At 45.4% G+C, this 13,294-nt stretch carries 10 protein-coding genes; all 10 read left to right on the forward strand.

Going from position 1 to position 13,294, the window contains the following annotated elements:
* Window positions 1-85: 85 nt before the first annotated feature.
* The 10 genes from NX903_RS03880 (at window position 86) to lnrN (ending at window position 13,229) form a co-directional block, all read left to right on the forward strand.
* Entirely contained in the window at window positions 86-2,419 is a 2,334-nt protein-coding gene (locus NX903_RS03880; protein ID WP_144486841.1) for a peptidase G2 autoproteolytic cleavage domain-containing protein, read from the forward strand.
* Between the two features lie 414 nt (window positions 2,420-2,833).
* Window positions 2,834-4,555 carry an ABC transporter ATP-binding protein gene (locus NX903_RS03885; RefSeq protein ID WP_086343588.1) on the forward strand — a complete coding sequence of 574 codons (1,722 nt, stop codon included), beginning with the start codon at window positions 2,834-2,836 and terminating at the stop codon, window positions 4,553-4,555.
* A complete protein-coding gene (locus NX903_RS03890) occupies window positions 4,549-6,363 on the forward strand; it encodes an ABC transporter ATP-binding protein (RefSeq protein WP_042978122.1) in 1,815 nt (604 codons plus the stop codon). The genes NX903_RS03885 and NX903_RS03890 overlap by 7 nt, the downstream gene beginning before the upstream one ends.
* Window positions 6,364-6,516: 153 nt before the next feature.
* Window positions 6,517-6,921, forward strand: coding sequence for a DoxX family oxidoreductase CatD (gene catD, locus NX903_RS03895; protein WP_003244204.1), 405 nt, complete (start codon window positions 6,517-6,519; stop codon window positions 6,919-6,921).
* Window positions 6,922-6,938: 17 nt separating this feature from the next.
* Window positions 6,939-7,796, forward strand: a complete 858-nt coding sequence (gene catE / locus NX903_RS03900; RefSeq protein ID WP_003233597.1) for a catechol 2,3-dioxygenase — start codon at window positions 6,939-6,941, stop codon at window positions 7,794-7,796.
* Between the two features lie 117 nt (window positions 7,797-7,913).
* Entirely contained in the window at window positions 7,914-9,116 is a 1,203-nt protein-coding gene (gene lnrJ, locus NX903_RS03905) for a two-component system sensor histidine kinase LnrJ (protein WP_086343589.1), read from the forward strand.
* Window positions 9,113-9,775, forward strand: a complete 663-nt coding sequence (gene lnrK, locus NX903_RS03910) for a two-component system response regulator LnrK (RefSeq protein WP_015252530.1) — start codon at window positions 9,113-9,115, stop codon at window positions 9,773-9,775. Before lnrJ ends, lnrK begins: the two co-directional genes overlap by 4 nt.
* 143 nt (window positions 9,776-9,918) lie before the next feature.
* A complete protein-coding gene (lnrL, locus tag NX903_RS03915) occupies window positions 9,919-10,854 on the forward strand; it encodes a linearmycin resistance ATP-binding protein LnrL (RefSeq protein ID WP_086343590.1) in 936 nt (311 codons plus the stop codon).
* Between the two features lie 12 nt (window positions 10,855-10,866).
* Window positions 10,867-12,057, forward strand: coding sequence for a linearmycin resistance permease LnrM (lnrM, locus tag NX903_RS03920; protein WP_086343591.1), 1,191 nt, complete (start codon window positions 10,867-10,869; stop codon window positions 12,055-12,057).
* 14 nt (window positions 12,058-12,071) lie between these two features.
* Complete coding sequence (gene lnrN, locus NX903_RS03925; protein WP_086343592.1) at window positions 12,072-13,229, forward strand: linearmycin resistance permease LnrN; 1,158 nt, start codon at window positions 12,072-12,074, stop codon at window positions 13,227-13,229.
* Window positions 13,230-13,294: the final 65 nt, after the last annotated feature.

Genomic DNA, 13,294 nt, shown 5'->3' on the forward strand with positions numbered 1-13,294 from the left:
CTTTTTTGTTTGTCATACGTTTGCCACTTATAAGTGCAAGGGATGTTATGTTTCTTAAAAACTGAAACCAATAGGGGGAGTAAAAATGGAAAATTATACAACGTTTTTAGGTCTTTACAAACCTGAAAGCACTGAAAGTATTGAAATTGATTCCAAGCTTGCCGAGAATTTCGAAACGATTGATAGTAAAATTGGGATTGCATTAAGTAATGGAATAACAACTTTTGAAAACTTAAATGAAAGACTCAAAATGTATGAGAACAGATTTGAGTACCTTGATGAACGAAACGTAATGGATTATGGAGCTAAAGGAGACGGGGTCACAGATGATACGCAAGCATTTCATGATGCGATGGCCGAAGGCGGTTATCTCATAAAAGTCCCTGCAGGCGTATTTAGGGTATCTGGCTTGCTCGTTCCTTCGAATACAATGCTGGTTGGAGCGGGTAAAAAAAGAACCATCATCAAGTTATTAGACGATACGCCAGTTGGTCACTCTGTACTCACCAATAGTGATCATACAAATGGTAATGAAAATATCTACATTGGACATTTGACACTGGACTGGAATAAAGATACGCGTCCTGCTGGATGGAAGATCCCTAAGGGGCCCACTTCAAGCTGCTTGCTTTTTGCAAATGTGGATTACTCTTTTGTAGAGCATGTTTTTGCAAAAAATGCCGGCCTTCACGGGTTTGATGCTACAAGCCCTAATTATAACAGACACGGAGAAAATGATGATCCTACCTTTTATCAGCCTGGTGGCTGCAACTTTGTAACCTTCTCATATTGCGAAGCAACAGGCTCTGGCGATGATAATTTCACATGTCACTTTGGAAAGCATACGACTTTCAGTCATTGTCTTTCTTACCATCCGATGGGGTTAAATGATGGGTCTTCAAATACAAACTGTTTTGAAATCGATGATGGCTCTCAGGATGTAATGATTGATAGCTGCATCGCAATTGGAGGAGTTCGAGGATTTGAAATTAAAGCTCATGATTATGCTCCGGCTGCAAAAAGAGTTCAACTTGTGAACTGCCGTGCCTATGAAAATGCAATTAGTTTTTGCATTCGGCATATAGGACACCACACAGCAAGTGATCCTCAATCAGCATCAGCTCATGACGTTCAGCTGGCTAACTGTATCGCATATAACCCTAAGCCGAGTGATCTGTACAAAGGGGCAGGGCCGAATGCATTGCAAATTTCAGGTTACGATGGCGTCAATGTGGTTAATTTTCATGCTATATGCGATGATTCCTCCATTAACTATAAGGGAAATTCAGTCGTAAGCGTGTATTATAAAGGGCGTCTAATCAATTTAAAGAATATAACGATTCGAGGATTTAAAACTGCTGATAATGATCTTTATATTGTAGGTGGCGACAATTCTGTCGGCAAGGTAATGATTGATGGTGTGACATTGATCGATTCAGCCGAAAAGGGTGTTGTTTTTGGGAGCGGTATGTACGAGTCTGTAGTTAGTAATGTATGGGGGCAAAGATCGCCTAAAAATAACAGCGGTACAGTTGGGATTTTTTCTGTTGACCCTGATCTTAATGTTTCTAATTGTGACTTTTCAGGCTACGAAACAGATTTTAAGATTGGCGGCGTTGTGACGCCGTACTTTTTGTTTAAACATAAAGGAAGCGGGATTATTGGCTCTCGTGATTCCCACGCTACTGGAAATAATAATTTTGTAGCAGGATCTGTTCGAAGCAGAGCAACTGGGGCTGCTCAATCTTCTGTGATAGCCTCATATAATACGATCAATCCGAACTCAGACTCAGTTGCTCTAGGATGGGCAAGTGGGAGCACACCATCCTCATCAAACAGAAAGATAGAATTTCATGCAAAAGATGGAACGATTAAGGCTTCAGGAAGCATAAAAAGTTCCCAAACGTTCTCGGATTACGCTGAATATTTTGAGAGCCTAAGCGGTGAGAAAATTCCGGCAGGAACCCTAGTTACTTTGGAGGGTGATAAAATTAGACCTGCAAAAAAAGGTGACTTTATGCTTGGAGTTATTTCTGAAACAGCTGGTGTGATACTTGGTGAGTCAAGCTTCCATTGGTCTGGAAGATACCTGAAGAATGATTTTGGCGGGTATATTTATGAAAAACAGAAAGATGCCAATGGCCAAATCGTCATGGCGCCTATGGAAAACCCTGATTATAAGCCAGATAAGAACTATGCCTCTAGGGAAGAGAGGGATGAATGGAATGTTGTGGGCCTTGTAGGACAGGTTTATGTAAGATGCGACAGCACAGTAGAAGCCGGAGACTTTATTCAAGCGCATAACAACGGAATTGCTACAAAAACGGTATCTCCTAAACAAAGGTGGCAGGTCATGAGAGTCATCAAAGAGTTTGACAAAAGTAAGGGATATGGAGTGGTTTTAGTTTTTATTCGGTAACATTAAAATGTACAGATTCTAAATAGAGTGCTTAACAATGCACTCTATTTAGAGTTTTAATTAGATTTTAGAAATTTTTCACCGCATTTTTATCAGATTATATTCCTCGCAAAAAGGTCTTCGTTTTAAAATTTATCTTTTTCATTATTCCTACGGTTCCAGCAATCTTCCTAATTTATCTAAGTCTATCCAGCGCCTCAACTTTAGTAGAGTAAAATCTTTGATATTTTTTAATGAACGCAGATCAGCAGTGAATAGCTCTCGAATAAAAGATAAAGTGATTTTGGTTATCGATAAATTCAGTGCTTTTCTATGCTTTCATAACACTTCATGACAGTAAAATTCTTTCATCAAGCCTTATAAACAATTAAAATAAAAAGTACATATTGCTAAAAGGGGTTTGGAGGCTTTTACATGCAAAAGGCTTTGTCGTTTTTAAAACCATATTCATTGCTGGCGGGAATTGCTCTGATTCTTATGCTGACGGAGCTTGCAGTTGAACTTATACAGCCTTTATTGATTGCAAAAATCATCGACGATGGGATATTGAAGCAAGATCTGCGGCATGTATGGATATGGGGCGCGGTCATGATCGGGCTGACCGTGTTATCCTTTGCGGCGGGGATGCTGAATTCCTTTTATGCCGCCCATGTCAGCCAAAGCTTTTCCTATGATACGAGAAAAGGGCTTTTTCAAAGAATCCAGTCCTTCTCCTATTCCACATTTGGACAGTTTTCGTCCTCTTCTTATATTACAAGGCTGACAAACGACGTCACACAGGTTCAAAATATGATTTTTATGAGTTTGCGGTTTATGCTGCGGGCTCCCTTAATGATTGCAGGCGGCATTGTGCTGTCGCTTGCCGTTAATGTGAAACTCGGCTTTTTTCTGCTTGTGACCATTCCGATCCTGATCTTGTTTTTGCTGTGGGTATTAAGGAAAGGCGGGGCGCTGTTCCGCTCAGTGCAGAAAAGGCTGGATCAAGTGAACACCATCATGCAGGAAAATTTAATCGCAATCAAGCTGATCAAAGCGCTGCTTCGCGGCAGCCACGAAGTCAAACGATTTATCAAAGCCAACACAAGGCTGATGGAAAAAACGGTTTCGGCCTTTCAGCTTGTGGAATTCACGATGCCTGTACTGATGCTGCTGATGAATCTCTGCATTCTTTTGATTTTGTGGGCGGGGTCCTACAGTATCACGAGCGGAAGCACTCAGGTCGGCGATGTTGTTGCGATAATTAACTACGCAACACGAATTACAGGCGCGCTTTCGATGTTTCCGTTTTTGATTATGATTTTCACCAGGGCGAAGGCTTCAGGGGATAGAATCGGCGAGGTGCTTGAAACAGAAGGAGATGAGCGGGAGGAAGGCATCATATCTGATCGTTTGTCAGGACGGATTGAGTTTCAGCATGTATCCTTTCGCTATCCTGAAATGGACAGAGAAGCGCTCAGGAATGTCTCATTTTCCGCAAAGCCAAGAGAAACGATCGCGATTCTCGGTGCGACGGGCTCGGGCAAGTCCACGCTTTTTCAGCTCATTCCGCGGCTTTATCAGCCGGATTCAGGCTGCATTTACATAGATGAAAAGCCGGTTCAAGATTTTCCGGCTGAAGGGCTGCGCAGGCAAATTGGATATGTACCGCAGGAAGTCCTCTTGTTTTCCGGCACAATCAAAGAAAACATCGCTTGGGGCAAAGAAAATGCTTCACTAGATGAAATAATGGATGCGGCCAAACATGCGCAAATTCATGAAACGATTTTGAAGCTCCCAAATGGATATGATACAGTTTTGGGGCAAAGAGGCGTCAACCTGTCCGGCGGCCAAAAGCAGCGAATTTCCATTGCGCGGGCGCTGATTCGAAAACCGGCTATCCTTCTTTTAGATGACAGCACAAGCGCGCTTGACCTGCAAACGGAGGCGAAGCTGCTTGAAGCAATCAGCACATACCATTGCACAACTTTGATCATTACACAAAAAATAACCACGGCGATGAAAGCTGATCAGATTTTGCTGCTTGAGGACGGCGAACTGATTGAAAAAGGCACTCACAGTGAGCTGCTTTCTGAATCTCAGTTATACAAGCGCATTTACGAGTCACAATTCGGAAGGGAGGGGAGCGAGTCATGCTAAAAGACATCCGCAAGCCTTTCCAATATCCCAAACTGCCAATTGACAAAAAAGAAGGCGCGAAAAAGCGGGCGAAAGCAAAGGATACAAAGGGCACACTGAGACGAATCTGGTCTTACTTGGCTGAAAGAAAAGGACTGCTCATACTTGTCATGCTAATGGTTGTCATCAGCGCCATATTCGGGCTCCTTGGCCCCTTTGTGATCGGAAAGGCCATCGACCATTTTATCGTCGGGAAAACGGTCAGCGGCTTGATTCCCGTTTTGCTTCTTCTGCTCGCTATCTATATCATTCAGTCTCTGTCGCTTTGGTTTCAAAACTATTGGATGATTACGATCTCGCAGGGCACGGTTTTCAGAATGAGAAGCGAATTGTTCACCCATCTGCATGAGCTGCCGATTCCATTTTTTGATAAACAGCGGCACGGCGAGCTGATGAGCCGGGTGACGAATGACATTGAAAATGTCAGTTCTACCTTAAACACGTCAGTCATTCAAATTTTGTCAAGCGTGATCACCTTTGTTGGGACCATTGCAGTGATGCTGTACATGAGCCCGCTCCTTACATTGATTACGCTGACCATTATTCCGGTGATGGCAGCGAGCCTGAAATGGATCACCAACCGAACGGGAAAGCTGTTTAAAGAACAGCAGAAAAACCTTGGTGATCTGAATGGGTATATTGAGGAATCTGTTTCAGGCGCAAAGGTCATCAAAGCATATTCACGTGAGAAGCAGATTACTGCTGAATTTCTCGAAAAAAACGCTGCACTCAAGACGTCGGGCTTTTGGGCGCAGACGATTTCCGGGTTTATCCCGAAGGTCATGAACTCTTTGAATAACTTAAGCTTTACAATGATAGCGGCAATCGGCGGTTTGTTTGCGCTGAAAGGCTGGATCTCGATCGGCTCCATCGTCGTCTTTGCCGAGTATTCAAGACAATTTACACGCCCTTTAAACGATCTGGCCAACCAGTTTAATACGATGCTGTCCGCAATCGCCGGCGCTGAACGGGTGTTTGACGTGCTTGATGAAAAAGAAGAGCGCGAGGATGAAAAGAACGCCGTGCATCAGCCCATCCAAACAGGCAGCATTGAATTCCGGGATGTGTCCTTCGGTTACGATAAAGGGCAGCAGACACTGAAGCATTTACAGTTTACCGTGCCTGCGGGGCAGTCCATCGCTTTTGTCGGACCGACGGGGGCCGGGAAGACAACCGTCACTAACCTTCTCGCCCGTTTTTACGAGCCTAACGAAGGAAAAATTTTAATCGACGGTACAGATATTAAAACCCTTACTAGAGCAAGCCTCAGAAAAAACATGGGGTTTGTTCTTCAGGATTCTTTCTTATTTCAGGGAACGATCAGAGAAAACATTCGCTATGGCAGGCTCGATGCTTCTGATCAGGAAGTCGAAGCCGCTGCAAAAACAGCGAATGCCCATAGCTTTATTGAAAGGCTGCCAAAAGGGTATGACACCGTGCTGACGCAAAACGGTTCGGGCATCAGTCAAGGACAGAAGCAGTTGATTTCTATAGCGCGGGCGGTGCTTGCCGATCCGGTTCTTCTCATTTTGGATGAAGCGACAAGCAACATTGATACCGTAACAGAAGTCAACATTCAAGAAGCGCTCGCCCGTTTAATGGAAGGAAGAACAAGCGTCATCATTGCCCACAGGCTGAACACCATTCAAAGAGCGGACCAGATTGTGGTGCTAAAAGACGGTGAAATGATTGAAAAAGGCAGCCATGACGAGCTGATTCGGCAAAAAGGATTTTACAGTGACTTATATGAAAGCCAATTTGAGAAATAGACCTTTGTCCTGCACAGAGGTCTTTTTTGTTACAGTTTTATAGTACTTTTATTTCATTTTCGTGAAATGTAACAAAATTACTTGACGTAAACAAGTTATGTATATATACTAGCTTACATTAAGTAAGTGATAACATTTATCAAGGAGGATAAAATGAATAAATCATTTGAAATTGGCACATTACTTTTAAGAGTTATTACAGGTATTATCTTTTTTGTTCACGGTTTATCAAAGTTTCAGGGAATGGAGGGCACCATCCAATTTTTCGGCAGCATAGGCCTTCCTAGCTTTATGGCGTATGTCATCGCAGCGATTGAACTCATTGGCGGAGTGCTTGTCTTCTTCGGATTGGCTACACGTATTGTCGGTGTACTGTTCGCTCTTACACTGATCGGTGCCATCATCACTGTTAAGCTGAAAGCGCCATTCATGGGCAATGCAGAATTTGATTACCTTCTGCTTTTGACATCCATTCACCTGGCGCTTACTGGAAGTCGATTCCTGGCGCTGGACCCATTTGTGTTTAAAGGAAAAAAGAACGGAAACGTTTCAGCATAAGAAAAGAGGCATGCAGCATGACCAGCATTCATGAGGATACACACATTGGCTATGCCAAACTCACAATTCGCAGTCTGGAGCGTTCGCTTCAGTTCTACTGTAACGTCATCGGTTTTCAAGTCTTAAAAAAGACGGATCGCCAAGCGGAATTAACGGCTGACGGAAAACGCGTACTGCTTATTCTTGAAGAAAATCCGAGCGCTGTCGTCTTGCCTGAACGGTCTGTGACAGGCCTTTATCACTTTGCGATTCTTCTTCCGGACAGGAAAGAACTTGGGATCGCGCTCGCCCGCCTGATTGAACACGGCATTGCTATCGGACATGGAGACCATGCTGTCAGCGAAGCGCTCTACCTGTCTGATCCTGACGGAAACGGCATTGAAATGTACGCTGACCGCCCCCGCAGCACGTGGCAGCGTGATCGGGAAGGAAACTACGTCATGACGACAACCGCTGTTGACATTGAGGGCCTTCTGGAAGAGGCAGGAGATGAGCGGAAAACATCGCTTCCGAACGATACAATCATCGGACACATTCATCTGCATGTCAGTGATTTGAAAGAAGCAAAGGCGTTTTATACAGATGTACTGGGCTTTGACATTGTCGGAAACTATGCGGGCATGTCCGCCCTCTTCGTTTCAGCCGGGGGGTACCACCATCATATCGGCTTAAACATTTGGGCGGGAAGAAATGCGCCGCCTAAACCGACAAATGCCAGCGGACTAGACTATTACACTGTTGTCCTGCCTCACCAAGAGGAGCTGGATTTAGTGGCAAACCGAGTCAAACATGCCGGGTATTCGATTGAAGAGACGGAAAACAGCTTTCGTGTGAAAGACCCTGTTTCCGGCGCCTATATTACATTTGTGATTTAACTGCAATCCCCTTGCCGAAAAAACGGCAGGGGGATTTTTTATTTTCCAGAAACTCCTGTCAAAAATGCCCTGAGGCAGGTATGATAAGAAGGGAATTGGGTATCGGGAGTGATGAGCGTGAAGGCTCTTTTTTTTACGAGAATGTTCACCTTGATGGTGAGCTGTTTAATGTATCTGTCCATTGTGAAAGAGGATGACTGGTTTGGATATGTATTTATAGCAGCAGGTGCTGCCATGTATGCAGCCAATCATGTTTTGCTGACAAAAGAGACAAATGCCATCTGGTTTTGTCTGATTGATATTGCAATCGGCTTTTCGTTCGGATTTATATTTCCCGGCACAGGTTTGTTCATTATTATGCTTTGTCCGGTTGCGGTCGCTTTTTTTCTGCGGGGGTTTCCTAAAAGAACAGCATGGTCTGTCTTATGTCTTTCCTCTATTTTATTTTTGACCGTCCTCATCCGTACATATGCGATGTTCGGCAATGAATTTGTCATTGATCATTTGACTAGCATGACATTCGTTGTCTTCTGCGGTGTCGTGGGCAAATTAATCCGCAAGCTGTTGGATGCGCAGGATACGGCAAAACAGCAGTTTCAGGAACTGACGGAGTCCCATCTGGCGCTGTCTGCTGCACATCAGGAGCTGCATTTATATGCGAAGCAGGTTGAAGAGCTGACCGCCATTTACGAGCGGAACAGAATGGCGCGGGAAATCCATGATACAGTGGGGCATAAAATGACGGCCCTTCTCGTCCAGCTGCAGCTTTTGCGTGAATGGCAAAAAAGAGACAGCCAAAAAGCGGATGAGACAGTAGGTGTCTGTGAAACACTTGCCCGTGAAGCGCTTGATGATGTCCGCTTATCAGTACGCACTCTGCAAACTGAAAACGATCCTTCGCTAATCGAATCGCTGAAACAGCTGACAGAGGACTTTTGCAAAAATGCAGGAGTCACAACAGAATTTGCGGTCAGCGGTGATCCTGCAATCATTCCGCTGTCTCTTCATCCGACCCTGATCAGAACGGTGCAGGAAGCACTGACCAATGCCAAACGGCACGGCGGCGCCACAGCTTGTTCGATACAGCTTGCCTGCACAACGGACAGCATCAGCCTTGTCATTAAGGATGACGGAAAAGGCAATCCCGAAGCGGCACTTGGCTTTGGCCTCTTGAATATGAAAAAGCGGGCAGCGGAGCATGGCGGAACGATCCGCTTTGAGAGCGAACGGGATCAAGGGTTTACTGTAATCGCCGAATTTTCACTGGCTAATAAAAAATGGAGCTTCGGGCCCGCACAGCAAAAGGAGAATTTATCATGATTAAGATCATCATTACCGACGATCAGGATATCGTCAGAGAAGGGCTGGCATCCCTGCTCCAGCTCCGAGAAGAGCTCGATGTGATCGCAACGGCGCGAAACGGACAGGAAGCCTTCGAAAAGGCGAAAGAGCTGGAGCCGGATATCGTGTTAATGGACATCCGCATGCCGGTTTCCAACGGGGTGGAGGGAACAAAATTAATCACAAGCTCGCTGCCCGGCGTAAAGGTTTTGATGCTGACAACCTTTAAGGATTCAGCGCTGATTGCTGAAGCGCTTGAAGAAGGAGCAAGCGGGTATCTGCTGAAGGATATGTCGGCAGATACGATTGTAAAAGCGGTGATGACTGTTCATTCTGGCGGAATGGTGCTTCCGCCGGAATTGACTGCCCAAATGCTGAATGAATGGAAGCGTGAAAAACAGCTGAAAGGAATAAATGAGATAGAAAAACCTAAGGAGCTGCTCGACCTGACCGAGCGCGAAATCGAAGTTCTGGCTGAGCTGGGGTACGGGCTGAATAACAAAGAAATTGCCGAAAAGCTTTTCATTACAGAAGGCACAGTCAAAAACCACGTTTCAAATATTATCAGCAAGCTGGCTGTCAGGGACAGAACCCAAGCCGCCATTTACTCGGTCAGATATGGTGTATCTGTCTTTTGACATATGACGTTTTGCATATACGCTTCTCTGAAAAGGCCTTTTACAGGCCTTTTTTTCATGCCCTATGTTCTATCTGCCGCTACATGCCGCACGCCTTTCTTTCTTCTACAATGGCAATGGATCAAAAAAAGGAGTGAGACGACGTGCTGCAAGCAGAAAACATCAAAAAGGCATATGAAAAAAAAACAATCGTGAAAGGTATTTCTTTTTCCCTTCAAAAGGGGGAGTCGTTCGGTCTGCTCGGGCCAAACGGTGCGGGGAAATCCACAACCATTTCGATGATTTCCGGCCTTGTACCGCATGACAGCGGGAACATCACGGTGGGCGGCTATGTCATCGGAAAAGAAACGGCCAAAGCGAAACAAAAAATCGGCATTGTTCCGCAGGAAATTGCATTATATCCGACGCTGACGGCTCATGAGAATCTTATGTTTTGGGGGAAAATGTACGGACTTACGCACGGTGCGGCCAAAAAAAGAGCGGCAGAGGTCCTTGAATATGTCGGTCTGACTGAGCGGGCTAAAGATAAGATTGAAACATTTTCCGGGGGGATGAAACGAAGAATCAACATCGGTGCGGCTTTAATGCATAAGCCCGAGCTGCTGATTATGGATGAACCGACTGTCGGTATTGACCCTCAATCGAGAAATCACATTTTAGAAACGGTCAAACAGCTCAACGAAACGGGCATGACGGTGATCTATACGAGTCATTACATGGAAGAAGTTGAGTTTTTATGCGACCGGATCGGGATAATTGATCAGGGGGAAATGATTGCGATTGGCACAAAAACTGATTTGTGCAGCCGCCTTGGAGGCGATACCATCATTCAGCTCACGGTCAGCGGGATCGATGAAGCGTTTCTTTTGGCGATCCGTTCCCTGGCTCATGTGAATGATGTAACAGTCCAAGAGTCAGAGCTCAAAATTGACATTTTTGCTGCTCATCATGAGAAAGTCGTCACCAGCCTGCTTGCTGAAGCTGCTACTCATCATATAAACCTGCTGTCCCTTCAGGTGCAGGAACCGAATCTGGAGCGCCTGTTTCTGAATCTGACCGGCCGCACGTTGCGGGATTGAGGAGGGACGGCAATGAAAAAAAGCATATGGATCGCATGGAAAGATGTCAAAATCAGAATCACGGACAGAAAAGGGTTTATGATGCTTATCCTAATGCCGCTGATCCTAACGTGTATTTTAGGGGCGGCGCTCGGATCAGTTGTTGACGGAGGCAGCCGGATTGATGACATCAAAGTCGGCTACATTCAATCAGACCAGTCAGATGCAGCGAACATGTTTGCAAAAGATGTTCTCAAAAAAATGAAGTCGATAAAGGCCACAAAAGCCGGCAGCGAAGACAAGATGAAGAAGCTGATTGATGAAAAGAAAATCGAAGTAGGCATCGTCATCCCGAACCATTGGGAAGCCGGCAAAACCTCAGCTGTTGTTTATGCCGCACCTGATCAAACATTGAAAAGTTCCATCATCGAAACAGCTGCCAGCTCTTTTATAGAGCAATATAAAGCGGTAAAGGAAGCCGCGTCAGCCTCAATGGACTACATCAGCAAAACGGAAGCTGTAAAGCAAGGAAAACTTGACCCTGCACAGTTTGCAGAAAAGCTGGCAAAGACGCTAGAAAAAGAAACAGGTGACAAGCTGACTATTGCGGAAAAATCTGTCGGCAGCAAAGCCGTTACCAGTTTTCAATACTATTCGGCGGCAATGCTTTGCATGTTTATGCTGTTTCATATCACAGTCGGGGCAAAATCGTTTTTACAGGAAAAGGATACGGAGACGCTTGCCAGAATGCTGATGACGCCTGCGCAAAAATCCGTCATTCTCTTCGGAAAATGGCTTGGGACGTATCTGTTTGCCATCATACAATTTTTCATATTTCTGATCGTCACAATCAATGCATTTGGTGTGGACTGGGGAGGTAATTTGCTGTTTGTGAGTGTACTCGGGCTTTCTTACGCTGCCGCTGTATCTGGCATTTCAATGCTGCTTGCGTCGTGCATCAGCGATATGAAATCTGCAGATGCGATAGGCGGCTTCGGTATTCAATTGCTTGCGGTTCTCGGCGGATCCATGCTGCCGCTGTATCAATTTCCGGACGTCTTGCAGTCCGTATCCAAAGCGGTGCCAAATCGCTGGGCGCTTGACGGCTTTCTTTCTTTAATGGAAGGAGGAGGCTGGTCTGACCTTCAAAAGCCTGTGCTTCTTTTTGCGGCGATCGGCCTTTGTTCACTTGTAATTGGTATCAGACGGCTTCATACAAGATAAGGAGGGTACAAAAGGTGAAAAAAATCATAGCCATTTGCGGCATTGAGCTTTCTCTCATTTTTAAGAAGCCGCAGAACTATTTGATCATGTTTGCTGCCCCGCTTTTGCTTACCTTTGTATTTGGGAGTATGCTCGGCGGCAATGATGATAAGGTGCGGCTTGCAATCGTTGATCAGGACGATACGATTCTCTCACAGCATTATATTCGGCAGCTGAAGGCACACGATGATATGTATACATTCGAAAACGTGCCTGAAAACAAAGCGTCAGAAAAGCTGAAACAAAAGAAAATTGCCGGGATCATCGTCATTTCTCGCTCGTTCCAGACACAGCTGGAAAAAGGCAAAAATCCTGAGCTGATTTTCCGTCACGGCCCCGAGCTGTCGGAAGCGCCGATGGTCAAACAATATGCAGAAAGCACATTGGCAACGCTCAATATTCAGGTGACCGCGGCAAAAACGGCATCTCAGACAGCGGGAGAGAACTGGAAGGCGGCGTATAAAACGGTTTTCGCCAAAAAACATGAAGATACAGTTCCGGCTGTAACACGACAGACGCTCAGTGATAAAAAAGAGGGTGTGGAAGCAAGTGACACAGCCTCCAGAGCAGCAGGGTTTTCCATCCTGTTTGTCATGCTGACCATGATGGGAGCGGCTGGAAGCATTTTAGAAGCAAGAAAAAACGGCGTCTGGTCCAGATTGCTTACAGCCTCTGTCAGCCGAGCCGAAATCGGTGCTGGGTATGTGCTTTCCTTCTTTGTTATTGGCTGGGTTCAATTTGGCATATTGCTTCTTTCCACCCATTGGCTGTTTGGCATCAACTGGGGGAATCCGGCTGCGGTTATTGTATTAGTGTCACTTTTTCTATTGACCGTTGTCGGCATTGGATTGATGATTGCGGCCAATGTCAGAACGCCAGAACAGCAGCTTGCGTTCGGCAACTTGTTCGTCATTGCAACATGTATGGTTAGCGGGATGTATTGGCCGATCGACATTGAACCGAAATTTATGCAATCCATCGCTGAATTTCTTCCGCAAAAGTGGGCGATGAGCGGGCTGACGGAGATTATCGCTAACGGTGCCCGCGTCACAGATATTCTCGGGATCTGCGGCATCTTGCTTGCTTTTGCGGCAATCACTTTCGCAGCGGGGCTTAAGGCGCTCCGAGCCTAAAAAACATCTGCCTAATGGCAGATGTTTTTTTGCATGTGGGTAAACCCACGCATTACGTATGAATG

This window comes from Bacillus sp. FSL R5-0576 (genome assembly GCF_038004765.1).
GTDB classification, from domain to species: Bacteria; Bacillota; Bacilli; order Bacillales; family Bacillaceae; genus Bacillus; species Bacillus subtilis.